Annotated in this window: 14 protein-coding genes and 1 riboswitch; of the genes, 12 read left to right on the top strand and 2 right to left on the bottom strand. The window is 69.1% G+C overall.

What is annotated here, in order from left to right; all coding sequences use genetic code 11:
• Nucleotides 1-6: 6 nt before the first annotated feature.
• From AB6807_RS24360 to arsC, 7 genes are all read left to right on the top strand, one after another.
• A complete protein-coding gene (locus tag AB6807_RS24360; RefSeq protein WP_371086554.1) occupies nt 7-1,215 on the top strand; it encodes a dihydrodipicolinate synthase family protein in 1,209 nt (402 codons plus the stop codon).
• 91 nt (nt 1,216-1,306) lie between these two features.
• The gene (locus tag AB6807_RS24355) at nt 1,307-2,185 is read left to right on the top strand and encodes a sugar phosphate isomerase/epimerase family protein (protein WP_371086553.1); all 879 of its coding nucleotides are present in this window, start codon (nt 1,307-1,309) and stop codon (nt 2,183-2,185) included.
• Nucleotides 2,186-2,257: 72 nt separating this feature from the next.
• Complete coding sequence (locus tag AB6807_RS24350) at nt 2,258-3,349, top strand: DNA glycosylase AlkZ-like family protein (RefSeq protein WP_371086552.1); 1,092 nt, start codon at nt 2,258-2,260, stop codon at nt 3,347-3,349.
• Between the two features lie 259 nt (nt 3,350-3,608).
• A complete protein-coding gene (locus tag AB6807_RS24345) occupies nt 3,609-5,828 on the top strand; it encodes a TonB-dependent siderophore receptor (protein ID WP_371086551.1) in 2,220 nt (739 codons plus the stop codon).
• Nucleotides 5,829-5,926: 98 nt separating this feature from the next.
• A riboswitch (FMN riboswitch) is annotated at nt 5,927-6,095 on the top strand.
• A gap of 98 nt (nt 6,096-6,193) precedes the next feature.
• Nucleotides 6,194-6,706: a 6,7-dimethyl-8-ribityllumazine synthase gene (locus AB6807_RS24340; RefSeq protein WP_116907085.1), complete on the top strand. Its 513-nt coding sequence runs from the start codon at nt 6,194-6,196 to the stop codon at nt 6,704-6,706.
• 62 nt (nt 6,707-6,768) lie between these two features.
• Nucleotides 6,769-7,461, top strand: a complete 693-nt coding sequence (locus AB6807_RS24335) for a glutathione S-transferase family protein (protein WP_371086550.1) — start codon at nt 6,769-6,771, stop codon at nt 7,459-7,461.
• A gap of 32 nt (nt 7,462-7,493) precedes the next feature.
• Nucleotides 7,494-7,874, top strand: a complete 381-nt coding sequence (gene arsC, locus AB6807_RS24330; RefSeq protein WP_116907083.1) for an arsenate reductase (glutaredoxin) — start codon at nt 7,494-7,496, stop codon at nt 7,872-7,874.
• A 46-nt stretch (nt 7,875-7,920) separates the two neighbouring features.
• Here arsC and queG read toward each other — a convergent pair whose 3' ends face one another.
• Nucleotides 7,921-9,000 (bottom strand): tRNA epoxyqueuosine(34) reductase QueG, encoded by a 1,080-nt coding sequence (queG, locus tag AB6807_RS24325; protein ID WP_371086549.1) that lies wholly within the window; start codon nt 8,998-9,000, stop codon nt 7,921-7,923.
• Here queG and tsaE point away from each other — a divergent pair.
• The 3 genes from tsaE (at nt 8,986) to AB6807_RS24310 (ending at nt 11,449) form a co-directional block, all read left to right on the top strand.
• The gene (gene tsaE / locus AB6807_RS24320; RefSeq protein ID WP_116907081.1) at nt 8,986-9,492 is read left to right on the top strand and encodes a tRNA (adenosine(37)-N6)-threonylcarbamoyltransferase complex ATPase subunit type 1 TsaE; all 507 of its coding nucleotides are present in this window, start codon (nt 8,986-8,988) and stop codon (nt 9,490-9,492) included. The two genes, queG and tsaE, sit on opposite strands and share 15 nt — an antisense overlap.
• Nucleotides 9,489-10,976, top strand: a complete 1,488-nt coding sequence (locus AB6807_RS24315) for an N-acetylmuramoyl-L-alanine amidase (RefSeq protein ID WP_371086548.1) — start codon at nt 9,489-9,491, stop codon at nt 10,974-10,976. The genes tsaE and AB6807_RS24315 overlap by 4 nt, the downstream gene beginning before the upstream one ends.
• Nucleotides 10,977-11,164: 188 nt before the next feature.
• The gene (locus AB6807_RS24310; RefSeq protein ID WP_116907805.1) at nt 11,165-11,449 is read left to right on the top strand and encodes a glycine zipper domain-containing protein; all 285 of its coding nucleotides are present in this window, start codon (nt 11,165-11,167) and stop codon (nt 11,447-11,449) included.
• A 78-nt stretch (nt 11,450-11,527) separates the two neighbouring features.
• Here AB6807_RS24310 and AB6807_RS24305 read toward each other — a convergent pair whose 3' ends face one another.
• Nucleotides 11,528-12,187, bottom strand: a complete 660-nt coding sequence (locus tag AB6807_RS24305) for a DedA family protein (protein ID WP_116907079.1) — start codon at nt 12,185-12,187, stop codon at nt 11,528-11,530.
• 64 nt (nt 12,188-12,251) lie between these two features.
• Here AB6807_RS24305 and AB6807_RS24300 point away from each other — a divergent pair, with 64 nt between their 5' ends.
• Entirely contained in the window at nt 12,252-13,466 is a 1,215-nt protein-coding gene (locus AB6807_RS24300; protein WP_371086547.1) for a dienelactone hydrolase family protein, read from the top strand.
• Nucleotides 13,467-13,552: 86 nt separating this feature from the next.
• On the top strand, nt 13,553-15,478 hold the full coding sequence (gene mutL, locus AB6807_RS24295; protein ID WP_371086546.1) for a DNA mismatch repair endonuclease MutL: 1,926 nt from the start codon (nt 13,553-13,555) through the stop codon (nt 15,476-15,478).
• Nucleotides 15,479-15,503 lie beyond the last annotated feature (25 nt).

The following is a 15,503-nucleotide window of genomic DNA, read 5'->3' as shown; positions in this document are numbered from 1 at the left end:
GCGGCCATGGCACTGTCGCTGACCCTCCCCAACACCGGCGGCACGCTGGCGCCCTACGCGCTGCGCGGCACCGCGCCGGTGAAGCCCGACGCGGGCGTCAAGTTCGACCGCATCGCCTACTCCGCGGCGCACGTGGTGGCCGACCCGCTGGCGGCCGTCGACCCGTGGCTGCAAGCGGCGGTCGACTGGGACACCACCATCGCCTACCGCCGCCACCTGTTCTCGCTGGGCCTGGGCGTGGCCGAGGCCATGGACACCGCGCAGCGCGGCATGGGGCTGGACTGGCCCACCTCGCTGGAGCTGATCCGCCGTTCGCTCGATGCCGCCCAGGACACGCCGGGCGCGCTGGTCGCCTCGGGCTGCGGCACCGACCACCTGGACATCGATGACGTGAAGAGCGTCGACGACGTGATCCGCGGCTACGAAGAGCAGATGGCGGCCATCGAGAAGCTGGGCGGCAAGCTCATCGTGATGGCCAGCCGCGCGCTGGCCCGCGTGGCGAAGGGCCCGGCCGACTACGAGCGCGTGTACGACCGCATCCTGGGCCAGGCGAAGCAGCCGGTGGTGCTGCACTGGCTGGGCGACATGTTCGACCCGGCGCTGGCGGGCTACTGGGGCACGAAGGACGTGAACGCGGCGATGGACACGGCGCTGGGCATCATCGCGGCGCATCCGGACAAGGTCGACGGCATCAAGATCTCGCTGCTCGACAAGGACAAGGAAATTGCGATGCGGCGGCGCTTGCCCGCGACCGGAGGGGCTGATGGCCGTGGCGTGCGCATGTACACGGGCGACGATTTCAACTACGCCGAGCTGATCGCCGGCGACGGCTTCGGCAGCGCGCCGACGCACGGCAAGAGCGATGCGCTGCTGGGCATCTTCGACGCCATCGCGCCGGCCGCGAGCGCCGCACTGGGCGCGCTGGCACAGGGCGACACCGCAAAGTTCCACGCCATCCTCGGGCCGACGGTGCCGCTGTCGCGCCACATCTTCGCGGCGCCGACTCGCTTCTACAAGACGGGCGTGGTGTTCATGGCCTGGCTCAACGGCCACCAGAAGCACTTCACGATGGTGGGCGGCCAGCAGAGCACGCGCTCGCTGGTGCATTTCGCGGAGCTGTTCAGGCTGGCCGACGCGGCCAACCTGCTGGAGCAGCCCGAGCTGGCGGTGCGGCGCATGAAGACGCTGCTCGCCCTGCACGGCGTGGAAGGCTAGTCATGCTGCACCCTCACGCACATCACTTCATGCATCGCTGCTCCCCGAAGGGGCGCCCAGTGCCCTTCGGGCAGCCGGGCGGGCACTGACCATGCGCGATTTCTCGCAGAACCACGACTGGCTGTCGATCAACACCGCCACGGTGCGCAAGCAGTCGGGCGCCGAGGTGCCGCTGGACCGCATCATCGACCAGTGCGCCGCGCGCGGCATCCGCGCCATCAGCCCCTGGCGCGACCAGGTGGCGGCCGTCGGCCTCGACAAGGTCGCGAAGCAACTGAAGGCGCACGGCATGGGCCTGTCGGGCTACTGCCGCGGTGGCTTCTTTCCCGCGCCCGACGCGGCGGGCCTGAAGGCCGCGCTGGACGACAACCGCCGCGCCATCGACGAGGCGAAGACGCTCGACGCGCCCTGCCTGGTGCTGGTGGTCGGCGCGCTGCCCGGCGCGCTCGACGGCAAGGCGGCCTACAAGGACATCGGCCGCGCGCGCGCCGAGGTGCGCGACGGCATCGCCGCCTCGCTGGAATACGCGCGCGAGGTCGGCATGCCGTTGGCCATCGAGCCCCTGCACCCGATGCAGGCGGCCGACCGCGCCTGCATCAACACGCTGCGGCACGCGCTCGACCTGTGTGACGAACTCGACGCCGGCAGGAGCGGCATGCTGGGCGTGGCGCTGGACATCTACCACGTATGGTGGGACCCGAAGCTGCAGCAGCAGATTGCGCGCGCCGGTCGCGAGCGGCTGCTGGCGTACCACGTGTGCGACTGGCTCACGCCCACGCGCGACCTGCTGAGCGACCGCGGGATGATGGGCGACGGCGTGGTCGAGCTGAAGAAGATCCGCGGGTGGGTGGAAGACGCGGGCTTCGCCGGGTTCAGCGAGGTCGAGATTTTCTCGAACCTCGATTGGTGGCAGCGGTCGGGCGAAGAGACGCTGGGCGTGTGCATCGAAAGGCACAAGCAAGCGGTCTAGGCGCTGTCTAGGTGGTCGGCCGTTCGGCCCTGTCGAAAGCAAAAAACAACCGGCTGTGCTGCAATTCGCCGCATGGCTGACCCGACCCTCGACGACCTGCGCCGTTACGCGATCGCGCGCACCCTCTTCAAGCCCACGACATTGCCCGGCGCGATCCGCCGGCTCGGCTTCGTGCAGGCCGACCCCATCCGCGCGCCGGCGCGTGCGCAGGACCTGACGCTGCGCCACCGCGTGAAGGACTACCACGCGGGCGATCTCGAAAGCCGCTACACGCGCCTGGCCATCGAGGAAGACTGCCTGGTCAACTACGGCTTTCTGCCGCGCGAACACCTTGCGCTGATGCACCCGCGCGAAGCCAAGCGAGCGTGGGACGCGGCCACGCGGCGCAAGGCCGCCGACGTGCTGGCCTATGTGCAGGCGCACGGCCAGGTGCATCCGCGCCAGGTGGAACAGCACTTCGCCCATGGCCGCGTGCAGAACTACTGGGGCGGCTCCAGCAACGCGACCACGCAGCTGCTCGACGGCATGCATTACCGCGGCATGCTGCGCGTGGTGCGGCGCGACAGCGGCACGCGCGTGTACGAGGCGGTGGCGCACGCGGGCGCCGACGACAGCCCCGCAGGCCGCGCGCAACGCGCCGCCGCGCTCATCGAACTGGTGGTGCGCAAGTACGCGCCGCTGCCGGCCGCGAGCCTCACCTACCTCGTGCGGCTGCTGGGCTACGGCGCGCCGCACCTGTCGGCGCAGACGCAGGCGGCCCTGCGCATCGCGCGCGAGGAGCTCGCCAGCTGCCGCATCGACGGCACCACCTGGTACTGGCCCGCCGACGAAAACCCGGCCTCGCGCCGCCATGCGCCCGACGATGCGGTGCGCCTGCTCGCGCCCTTCGACCCGGTCGTGTGGGACCGCCGCCGCTTCGAGCTGCTGTGGGGCTGGACGTACAAGTTCGAGGCCTACACGCCCGCGCCGAAACGCCAGTTCGGCTACTACGCGCTGCCGCTGCTGTGGCACGAGCGCGTGATCGGCTGGGCCAACGTCACGGCGCCCGGCGGGCTGGTGACGCCCGGCTTCGGCTACGTCGAAAAGAAGCCGCGCGACGCCGCCTTTCGCGCGGCGCTGGACGACGAGCTGCAGCGCATGACGCAGTTTCTTTCGGGGCGCTGAAGCCCGCCTGCCGCTCCTATAATTCCGCCGCTCAGCCAGCCGCCCGCCACGGGCGCGCCAGCCGTCTTCGAAGGAACGAAGACCGCAGCCGCAACGGCTGCACCCGACAACGCACAGACCATCTACATCATCGGCCGCCGGCACCAGGCGAGCAGCCGGATGCGTTCGCTCGGACCCGAACCGAGAAGCCATGGCGCGCCCCGACGCGCGCCGCAGCCACTCCCCGCCCCTTTTGACGCAGGACCAGGAGAAGCTGCACATGACATCGAACACCCGTCGCCCTAAGTGGCGCCTTTCAACTCTTTCCAATCTTTCGGCCCTTTCAGCTGTTTCCCACCGCCGCCGCGCCACGCTCGCGGCAACCGCCGTCGCGCTCAGCGCCGCCGTGCCCGCCTACGCCGACGAAAAAGACGAGTCCGGCGAGCCCCGCAGGGCGCTGCCGACGGTCACCGTCTCCAGCGATTCGGGCGAGACCGCCACCGGCCCGGTGACCGGCTTCGTCGCGCGCCGCGGCGGCACCGCCACCAAGACCGACACGCCGCTCATCGAAACGCCGCAAGCCATCTCGGTCATCACGCGCGACCAGATGGAAGCGCAGGGCGCGCTCACGCTGCGCGAAACCACCAACTACACGGCCGGCGTGGTGTCCAGCTACTTCGACAGCCGCGTCGACTCGTTCAAGGTGCGTGGCGGCGACGCCGTGCAGTACCTCGACGGGCTGCAGCGCACCTACGGCACCTACAACTCGACCAAGGTCGAGCCTTACCTGCTGGAGCGCGTGGAGCTGCTGCGCGGCCCGTCGTCGGTGCTGTACGGCCAGGGCGGCATCGGCGGCGTGCTCAACCTGGTGTCCAAGCGGCCGCAGGCCGAGGCGCAGCGCGAAGTGCAGGTGCAGGCGGGCAGCCACGACCGCAAGCAGGTGGCCGCCGACTTCACCGGGCCGCTCGATGCCGAGGGCAAGTGGCTCTACCGCCTGGTGGCCGTGAACCGCGACAGCGGCACGCAGGTCGACCACGCGCCGGACGACCGCATTTTGGTGGCGCCGTCGCTCACCTGGCGCCCGAGCACCGACACCTCGCTCACCCTGCAGGCCTCGTACCAGAAGGACAAGAGCGGCTCGCTGATCGGCTTCTTCCCGTGGCAGGGCACGCTGCAGCCCTCGCTGTACGGGCAGATTCCCACCTCGACCTTCACCGGCGAGCCCGGCTTCGACCGCTACGACTCGCGCAACACCTCGCTGGGCTACCTGTTCAGCCACCGCATCGACGACACCTGGACCGTGCGGCAGAACCTGCGCTCGACCGAAAGCAAGGTCTGGTACGACACCGCGTACACCAGCTTCACGGCCAACCGCGCCACCGGCCGGCCGGCGCGGCCGGTGTTCAACATCGACCAGCGCACCATCGAGCGCGACCTGAGCTCGACCATCAGCGCCGGCAAGATGCTGCTGGTCGACAACCAGGCCGAGGCGCATTTCAAGACCGGCGGGGTGGAGCACACGCTGCTGGTCGGCGCGGACTTCCAGCGCAACCAGACCTCGCAGCTCACCGGCCGCGGCCGGGCCGGCGCGCTCGACGTGTATGCGCCGGTGTACGGCAACTACACGCCGCCCGCCTTCCTCACGCGCCAGCCCGCGGTGGTGCAGAAGCAGGTGGGCATCTACGCGCAGGACCAGGTGAAGTACGGCCGCTGGGTCGGCCTGCTGGGCCTGCGCCACGACAAGGCCGACACCGACACCGAAGGCCGTCCGGCAGCCGCAGTCGACGACAAGGCCACCACCAAGCGCGCCGGCCTGGTGTACCTGGCCGACGGCGGCTGGGCGCCGTACCTGAGCTATGCCGAATCGTTCCTGCCGCTGGGTGGCGTCGACCTGAACAACACGCCCTTCAAGCCACAGCGCGGCAAGCAGTGGGAGGCCGGCGTGAAGTGGGAGCCCGAGGGCCAGCGCACGTCGTTCATGGCCGCGCTGTACGACCTGCGCGACACCAACCGCAAGACCACCGACCCGACCAACCCGCTGAACAGCGTGCAGCTCGGGGAGGTGCACGTGAAGGGACTGGAGCTGGAATACAAGGGCAGCATCGCGCGCGACTGGGACTGGATTGCCTCCTACGCCTACACCGACGCGCGTGTCTCGCGCAGCAACGGCGCCGACCTGGGCAAGCGCCTGTCGGGCGTGCCCAGGCACACGGCCTCGGCATGGGTGATGCGGCGCTTCTCCATCGGCGGGGTGCCGGGCTTTTCGCTGGGCGGCGGGGTGCGCTACCTGGGCGAATCGTGGGACGGCACCGACGCCCTGCGCACGCCCTCGGTCACGCTGTTCGACGCAATGTTCGCCTGGGACAACGGCCCGCTGCGCCTGTCGCTGAACGCCAGCAACCTGACCGACAAGGTGCAGATCACCACCTGCCTCACGCGCGGCGACTGCTTCTACGGCCAGCGCCGTAGCGTGACTGCGTCGGCCACGTACCGCTTCTGAAGAAAATCCCCGCGCGCCTGAAGGTCTGGCGCGCGGGCGACAACGCCGCGCCGCGGGCGGCTCCTAGAATCGCGCCGTGGTCCGGTTCGCCGGACGACAAGCGTTCTCAGGGCGGGGTGCAATTCCCCACCGGCGGTGATGGCGGTTCTTTCGAAAGAAGGCCGCACAAGCCCGCGAGCGCCTGGAGCTTGCAACAAGCCCCAGGGTCAGCAGATTTCGGTGCGATTCCGAAGCCGACGGTCACAGTCCGGATGAAAGAGAGCGCGAAATGCGGGCGTGCCCGCGCGCTTCGCTTTGCGGGCGCGCAGGCGGGCCTGTGGTTTCGTGCGCCCTGATTCAGGAATCCTGCTTTCCAGAGGCACACCATGAGTCAGATCAACGACCTTCCCCTTTCCGCCGTCACGGCCTCGGGCTCGCCCCGCGGCACGCGCATCGCCTTCGTCGAGGCGCAGTGGCATTCCGACATCGTCCACCAGGCCCGCGACGCCTTTCTCGAAGAGATGGCGCGGCTCGGCGTGGCGCGCGAGCTCATCGACATCTTCGACGTGCCCGGCGCGTTCGAGATTCCGCTGCACGCCAAGCGCCTGGCCAACTCCGGCAAGTACGCGGCCATCATCGGCTGCGCGCTGGTGGTGGACGGCGGCATCTACCGCCACGAGTTCGTCGCCAACACGGTGGTCAGCACGCTGATGTCGCTGCAGCTGGAAACCGACGTGCCGATCTTCTCGGCCGTGCTCACGCCGCACCACTTCCACGAACACGTGGAGCACCGCAAGTACTTCCACCGCCACTTCGCCGTCAAGGGCACCGAAGTGGCCGAGGCCTGCTTCCGCACGCTGGAAGGCCTGAACAAGGTCGACGCACTGCTGGCTGCGTAGTCCCTGGCCAGGTTACTTCTGGCTGCGTGACAGCAGCCCCGCTGCTGCAGTAGCCTGCGAGGATGAGCGCTTCATCCACGCCTTCTTCCGCCGCCGACCGCTACACCCTCTACGGCGCCCCGGGCTCCGGCGCCACGCCGGTCCACGCGGCGCTGACGCTCGTCGGCGCGCAGGTCGACACGGTCGACATCGCCACCTGGGAGGGCGAGGCCGAGCGCGAGCGCGTGTCGGGCGTGAACCCGATGCGCCAGGTGCCCGCGCTGGTGCTCCCTTCCGGCGAGCTGATGACCGAGAGCGCGGCCATCCTCGTGTGGCTCGCCGACCGCTACCCGCACGCCGGCCTGTGCCCCGCGCCGGACCATCCGCTGCGTGCGCGCTACCTGCGCTGGATGGTCTATCTGCCGGCTGCCATCTACTCGCTCTTCTGGGTGCGCGACGACCCGTCGCGCCTCGTGCCCGACCCCGCGGCGCAGCCCGCGATGCTCGAACGCAGCGCGGAGCGCATCGCGCACTGCTGGCACCTGATGGACGCGCAAATCGACGCGCCCTCGCCCTACCTGCTCGGCGACACGCTGAGCGTGCTCGACCTGTACGTGACGGTGATGTCGCGCTGGACGCCATGCCGCACGCGCTTCTACCGCGAGGCGCCGCGCATGGCCGAGGTGGTGAAACGGGTCGACGCCGACCCGCGGCTCGCCGCGTTCTGGGCCGCGCGTTTTCCGTTCGTGCCCGCGTGGGAAGACGGCAACGCATGAGCGCGCGTTGGCTTTTTTCGATAATCCCGGCCATGACCGCACGCACCCCCACCACCGCCTACCCGATGACCATCTTCCACAAGCCCAACTGCAGCACGTCGCGCAACGTGCTGGGGCTGATCCGCGAAAGCGGCGTGGAGCCCGAGATCGTGCTGTACCTGGAAACACCGCCCTCGAAGAAGAAGCTGCGCGAGCTCGCCAAGGCGATGGGCCTGGGCCCGCGCGACCTGCTGCGCACGAAGGAAGCGCCGTACGAAGAACTCAAGCTGGCGAACGAGGCGCTGAGCGACGACCAGCTGTTCGACGCCATCGTCGCGCACCCGATCCTGCTGCAGCGGCCCATCGTGGTGTCGCCGCGCGGGACGCTGATGTGCCGGCCCTGGGAGCGCGTGCGCGAGATTCTTCCGGTGTGATTTTCGTGATGGGCTGGTGGCTTCGATTGCCTGGCCGGCTGAAAGCTCAGGCCAGGTCCGCGGCCTGTTGCGCCAGGCCCCAGGCCACATGCTCGCGAACGAGTTCGCTGTCGTGCGTGGCGCGCGTGGCCAGCGCTTCGTGCGCATCGCCCTCCCCCGCCCGCGCAGCATTGCCCAGCGCCACCGCGATGTTGCGCAACCAGCGTTCATGGCCGATGCGGCGAATCGGGCTGCCCTCGGTGCGGCGCAGGAAGTCTTCCTCGGTCCACGCGAACAGCTCGGCCAGCGTGCGCCCGGTGAGCCCTTCGCGCGCGTCGAAGTCGGGCAGCGTGCTTTTCTTGGCGAACTTGTTCCAGGGGCAGATCAGCTGGCAGTCGTCGCAGCCGTAGATGCGGTTGGCCATCAGCGGGCGCAGCTCCAACGGAATCGGCCCGCTGTGCTCGATGGTGAGGTACGAGATGCAGCGCCGCGCATCGAGCCGCCGCGGCGCGACGATGGCCTGCGTGGGACACACGTCGATGCAGGCGCTGCAGCTGCCGCAGTGCGCGGTCACGGGCTCGCTCGGCGGCAGCGCCATGTCGACGTAGATCTCGCCCAGGAAGAACATCGAGCCCGCGTCGCGGTCGAGCACCAGCGTGTGCTTGCCGCGCCAGCCCTGGCCGCTGCGCGCGGCCAGCTCGGCCTCGAGCACGGGGGCCGAGTCGGTGAACGCGCGGTGGCCGAAGGGGCCCACCTCTTCGGCGATGCGCTCGGCCAGCCTGGCGAGGCGGTTGCGCAGCACCTTGTGATAGTCCCGCCCCCGCGCATAGACCGACACGATGGCTTCGCCGGGGCGCGCAAGGCGATCGAACTCGATGGCCTGCCACTCGGGGGCGGTGTCGCGCGGCAGGTAGTCCATGCGCGCGGTGATCACGCTCACCGTGCCCGGCACCAGCTCGGCCGGGCGGGCGCGCCGGGTGCCGTGTGTTGCCATGTATTGCATCTCGCCATGGAACCCATGGGCCAGCCATTGCATCAGACCGTCCTCGGCGCTCGATAAATCGACGCCCGCGATTCCGATTTGGGAGAATCCGAGATCCCGGGCCAAGGCCTGAATACGAACAACGAGTGGATGGCTGACGATCACTTGCCGATTGTAGAAACGCAAACGAGCACCCGCACCCTGCGCTGGCGCAGCGAAGACGACACCGACGCCCTGGCGCGTGCGCTGGCGGGCGCGCCCGCCGTGCGCGACGCCTTCATCGCGCTGCACGGCGACCTGGGCGCCGGCAAGACCACTTTCGTACGCCACCTGCTGCGCGCGCTGGGCATCGCGGGGCGCATCAAGAGCCCGACCTACGCCGTGGTCGAGCCGCACGAGGCGCCCGACGGCCTGCAGATCTTTCACTTCGACTTCTACCGCTTCAGCGACCCGCGCGAATGGGACGACGCGGGCTTTCGCGACATCTTCGCGGGCCCCGGCCTCAAGCTCGCCGAGTGGCCTGACAACGCCGCGGGCCGTACCCCGCCGGCTGACCTCGCTATTAAAATAGAAGCAATGACCGACGACACACGCAGCGTGACCCTCCTCGCGAACACCCCTCGCGGCAGCGATCTGCTGGCGCGCATCGCCGCATGAAGGCGGCCGGACTGAAACGGCGCGTGCTGCTGCAGGGCGGCAGCATCGCGCTGATGCTCGGCGTGCACCAGATCGCGCGCGGCGCCAGCATCCTCGCGGTGCGCGTCTGGCCCGCGGCCGACTACACGCGCGTGACCATCGAGTCCGACGCGCGCCTGAACTCGCAGCAGCTTGTGGTGGGCAGCCCGCCGCGGCTGGCGGTGGACATCGAGGGCATCGACCTGAACCCCGAGCTGCGCGAGCTGGTCGGCAAGATCAAGCCCAGCGACCCCTACATCAACGGCCTGCGCGTCGGGCAGTACGCACCGAAGGTGGTGCGCATCGTGTTCGACCTGAAGCAGGCCGTGGTGCCGCAGGTGTTCTCGCTCGCACCCGTGGCCGCGTACAAGCACCGGCTGGTGCTCGACCTGTACCCCGAGCAGGCCATCGACCCGATGGAAGCGCTGATTGCCGAGCGCCTGCGCGACGCGCCGCGAACCACCGGCGGCAACAACAACGCACCGGCTGTGGCGGGCAACACGCCGCAACCTTCGCCCGCGCCCACGGTCGACGCACTGGGCGAACTGATGGCGCAGCAATCGATGCGCCCCGGCCCGCCCGCGCCGCCACCGCCGGTGGTATCGGGCCCCGACCGTGCGGCGCCCGCGCTCGTGGTGCCTGCACCCGTGCCACCCGTGGTGGCGGCTGCGCCCCCCAGGCCCGTGCAACCACCGCCTCCGGTGGCGCGCGGCGGCGGCACCGCCACCGCGAGCCGCACCGACCGCATCATCATCGTGGCGCTGGACCCCGGCCACGGCGGCGAAGACCCCGGCGCCACCGGCCCCAGCGGCACGCGCGAGAAAGACATCGTGCTGCAGGTGGCGTTCCGCCTGCGCGATCGCATCAACGCAGGCAGCGTCAACGGCAACCCGATGCGCGCCTTTCTCACGCGCGACGCCGACTTCTTCGTGCCGCTGGGCGTGCGCGTGCAGAAGGCGCGCCGCGTGCAGGCCGACCTGTTCGTGAGCATCCACGCCGACGCCTTCACCACGCCCGCCGCACGCGGCGCCAGCGTGTTCGCGCTGAGCCAGAGCGGCGCCTCCAGCAGCGCCGCGCGCTGGATGGCAAATAAAGAGAACGACGCCGACAAGGTGGGCGGCGTGAACGTCGGCGGCCACGAGGCGCAGGTGCAGCGCGCGCTGCTTGACATGAGCACCACCGCGCAGATCAACGACAGCCTGAAGCTCGGCGGCGCGATGCTCGGCGAAATCAAGGGCATCGGCGCGCGGCTGCACAAGGGCCAGGTCGAGCAGGCCGGCTTCGCGGTGCTGAAGGCGCCCGACATTCCCAGCGTGCTGGTGGAAACCGCCTTCATCAGCAACCCCGAAGAAGAGGCCAACCTGCGCCGCGTCGACTACCAGGAGAACCTGGCCGACGCGCTGATGCGCGGCATCCAGCGCTACTTTGCGCAGAACCCACCGCTCGCGCGCAGCCGGCAGCTTTGAAGTTCGAAGCCTGCTCTGGCGCCGAGCCATGGCGGGCTGCTTTGCAAAGCCACAGCGCCAGTGGCAGCGCCCTGATGTCCCACGCCGGGCGGCCCATGTGTCCGCACAGGCAGGCGCGGCAGGCTCCTACACAGGGAGCGAGCGGGTTTTGAACATGATGACCCATCACTCTTCGAAAGGTGGACATCATGAACACACGTCTCTGGATCGCTGCAGCCGCAGCCACTTCGGTCATGACGATCGCAGGCTGCGCAAGCGGCCCCAACCAGAACCTCGGTACTGGCGTCGGTGCGGTGGGCGGTGCGCTGGTGGGCAATGCCATCGGCGGCAACACTGCCAGCACGGTGGGTGGTGCAGCCATTGGCGGCATCATCGGCAACCAGGTCGGCCGCAATGCCGACGAACGCAACTACAACCGCCAGCGTTATCCGCAGGGCAGCGGCTACTACCCGAGCAACGGCCCCAACTACTGATCGCTGTTCGGCCTGGACTCAGCCTGAACGAAAAAGCGCGCCATCAAGGCGCGCTTTTTCTTTTGTGAGGGAAGAAGCTCAGGCCTGCGCGGTGCGCGCCTTCTCGGCTTTCGACGCGCGCCACGCGCCGAAGATGGCCAGCAGGCCCGGCACGAAGATCAGCGCCCAGATGATCTTGTCGAGGTGCTGGCGCACGAACGGCAGGTTGCCGAAGAAGTAGCCCGCCGTCGCGATGCCCAGCACCCAGATCAGCGCGCCCACCACGTTGAACATGGTGAACTTGGCGCGGCTCATCTCGGCCACGCCGGCCACGAAGGGCGCGAAGGTGCGAATGAAGGGCATGAAGCGCGCCAGGATGATGGTGATGCCGCCGTAGCGCTCGTAGAAGCCGTGCGCCTGGTCGAAGGCCTTGCGGTTGAAGAAGCGCGAGTTCTCCCACTGGAAGACCTTGGGCCCGAAGTAGCGCCCGATGGAGTAGTTGCACTGGTCACCCAGAATGGCCGCCGCAATCAGGATGCCGCAGGCCAGCGGGTAGTTCATGAGCCCGGCGCCGCACAGCGCGCCCACGATGAACAGCAGCGAGTCGCCCGGCAGGAACGGCATCACGACCGCGCCGGTCTCCACGAAGACGATGAGGAACAACAGCGCATAGACCCAGGGGCCGTAGGCAATGACGAAGGCCTCGAGGTGTTTGTCGACATGAAGGATGAAGTCGACGAGAAAGCTGATGATTTCCATGGGCGCGGATTATCCTTGTTGAATACGAACGCTCCCTGAATCACCCCACTTGGAGACCCCCACGATGACCGGTCAGTACATCCAGATCCAAGCTGCCGATGGCAGCGGCACCTTCCGCGGCTACCTCGCCCTGCCCGAGAGCGGCAGCGGCCCCGGCCTGGTGATCGCGCAGGAGATCTTCGGCGTGAACCACACCATGCGCGAGATCGCCGACTACTACGCCGAGGAAGGCTACGTCGCGCTCGTGCCCGACCTGTTCTGGCGCCAGGAGCCCGACGTGGAGCTGGGCTACAGCGAAGCCGACTGGCAGCGCGCCTTCGCGCTCTACGGCGGCTTCGACGAAGCCAAGGGCATGGCGGACATGCAGAGCGCCATCGATGTGCTGCGTGCGCGTGCCGAAGTGCCTGGGAAGAAAGTCGGTGTCTTGGGCTTCTGCCTCGGCGGCAAGCTGGCCTATCTGGCAGCCTGCCGCACCGACGCGGACGCCGCGGTCGGCTACTACGGCGTGGGCATCGACGCCGCGCTCGACGAGGCCGACAAGATCAAGTGCCCGCTGACCCTTCACATCGCCGAGCTCGACAAGTTCTGCCCGCCCGAAGCACGCGACCGCATCGTCGCCACGCTCAAGGGCCATTCGGGTGTCTCTCTGTACGTGTACCCCGGCATGGACCACGCCTTCGCGCGCACCGGTGGCGAGCATTTCCACAAGCCCTCCGCGTTGATGGCGCACGAGCGCAGCATCGCGACGCTGAAAGGCGGCATCGGCCCGCACTACGACCTCTCGGCGCTGTGGGACAAGCACTGCGAATACGAGTTCGGCACGCGTAACGTCGACGACACCATGGGCACGATGGTCGCGCAGCCCTACGTCAACCACATCCCGACCATGACGGGCGGCGTGGGCTACAAGGACCTGCACGCCTTCTACACGAACCACTTCGTCAACAGCAACCCGCCGGACACGGCGCTGGTGCCCATCTCGCGCACCGTGGGCGCCACGCAGGTGGTGGACGAGATGCTGTTCAGCTTCACCCACACCACCGAGATCCCGTGGATGCTGCCGGGCGTGGCGCCCACGGGCAAGCGGGTGGAGGTGCCGCTGCTGGCGGTCATCAAGTTCCGTGGCAACAAGCTGTACCACGAGCACATCTACTGGGACCAGGCCAGCGTGCTGGTGCAGGTCGGGTTGCTCGACCCCAAGCTGCTGCCCGTGGCGGGCATCGAGACCGCCCGCAAGCTGCTGGACGAGACGCTGCCTTCGAACACGCTGCTGAAATAACGAGCAAGGAACGCCCGCGCGCAGAGGGCGCCGTGAACAACGCCCTGCGCAGCGCCCGGCTTCATCGCGCTCCTAAAATGCCCAGCGTGAGCGCCCTCCCCACCCCCAGCATCCCCCGCAGCCCCACCGAACGCCGTCCGATCCGCGAGCTTCCCGACGAGCTGATCAGCCAGATCGCCGCCGGTGAAGTCGTCGAGCGCCCCGCCTCGGTGGTGCGCGAGCTGCTGGACAACGCGCTGGACGCCGGCGCCAGCCACATCACCGTGCGCCTCGCCTCGGGCGGCGTGCGGCTGATTTCGGTGGAAGACGACGGCCTGGGCATTCCACGCGAAGAACTCACGGTGGCCCTGCGCCGCCACGCGACCAGCAAGATCGCCAGCCTGAACGACCTGGAAACGGTCGGCACCATGGGCTTTCGTGGCGAGGCGCTGGCGGCCATCAACGCCATTGCCGAGCTCAGCATCCTGTCGCGCTTCACCGGCGCGGACACCGCTTTTTCACTCGACGGGCGCACCGGCGAGCTGCGGCCCGTGGCGCGTTCCACCGGCACCACGGTGGAGGTGCGCGAGCTGTTCTTCGCGACGCCCGCGCGCCGCAAGTTCCTGAAGACCGACGCCACCGAGCTGGCCCACTGCATCGAGTCGGTGCGCCGCCATGCGCTGGCGCGGCCCGAGGTGGGCTTTTCGGTCTGGCACGACGGCAAGCTGGTCGAGCAGTGGCGCGGCGCCTCCACGCACGAGCAGCGACTGGCCGACGCGCTGAGCGACGACTTCGTCACGCAGAGCGTGGCCGTCGAGCGCACCCACGGCCCGGTGCGCGTCGTCGGGCGCGCCGGCATTCCCGACGCGGCCCGCTCGCGCGGCGACCAGCAGTTCTTCTATGTCAACGGCCGCTTCGTGCGCGACAAGGTGCTGTCGCACGCGGTGCGCAGCGCTTATGAAGACGTGCTGCACGGCCAGCGCCAGCCGATCTACGCGCTGTACCTTGAAATCGACCCCGCGCGGGTCGACGTGAACGTGCACCCGACCAAGATCGAAGTGCGCTTTCGCGACGGGCGCGAGGTGCACCAGGCGGTGCGCCACGCCATCGAGGACGCCCTGGCTGCCCCGCGCGCCGGCGACGCCGTGGTGCCATCGGCCGCGCAGCAACCCTTCTTCAAGGAAACCCAGCTGCCGTCGAACGCGGGCTGGTCGCAGCCGGCCATGAATTTCGTGGCGCAGGAACGCGGCGCGGGCGACCTGGAGGCCATGTGGCCCCTCCGCACGAGCCCCGCGGGTTCCACGGGCTTCGTTCAGGAGGCCGGGCCCGCGCTGCGGTCTTCGTCTTCGTTCGCCTCCCCGGCCTCGGCGCCGGCCGCGTTCAGCCCTCCCGCCAACCTGGGCGCCAATCTCGGCACGGGTGCCGCGGCCCTCCAGGCCAACGACCAGGCATGGCCGCTGGGCCGGGCGCTGGCGCAGCTGCAGGGCATCTACATCCTGGCCGAGAACAGCCAGGGCCTGGTCATCGTCGACATGCACGCGGCGCACGAGCGCATCGTCTACGAACGCCTGAAGACCCAGCTCGACGGCGCCGCCATCAGCAGCCAGCCGCTGCTCATTCCGGCCACCTTCGCCGCCACGCCCCAGGAAGTGGCCACGGCCGAGGCCTGCGCCGACGTGCTGCCCACGCTGGGCCTGGAGATCACGCCGTTTTCGGCGCGCACGCTCGCGGTGCGCGCCGTGCCGGGCACGCTGGCCGACGGCGACCCGGTGGAGCTGGCGCGCAGCGTGCTGGCCGAGCTGGCCCAGCACGACGCCAGCACCGTGGTGCAGCGCGCGCAGAACGAATTGCTGTCCACCATGGCCTGCCACGGGGCGGTGCGGGCCAACCGGAAACTCACCGTGGACGAGATGAACGCACTGTTACGCCAAATGGAAGCAACAGAACGTTCGGACCAGTGCAACCATGGCCGCCCGACCTGGCGCCAGCTGTCCATTCGCGAGCTCGATTCGCTGTTCATGCGCGGGCGATAGGTTTTTCGGCGCTTTTTTCAGGGTT

Origin of the sequence: Variovorax sp. RCC_210 (assembly GCF_041355175.1) — a bacterium.
Lineage (GTDB): Bacteria > Pseudomonadota > Gammaproteobacteria > Burkholderiales > Burkholderiaceae_C > Variovorax.
The sequence above is the reverse complement of the archived record's forward strand: the minus strand, read 5'-3'. Positions and strand labels throughout refer to the sequence as shown.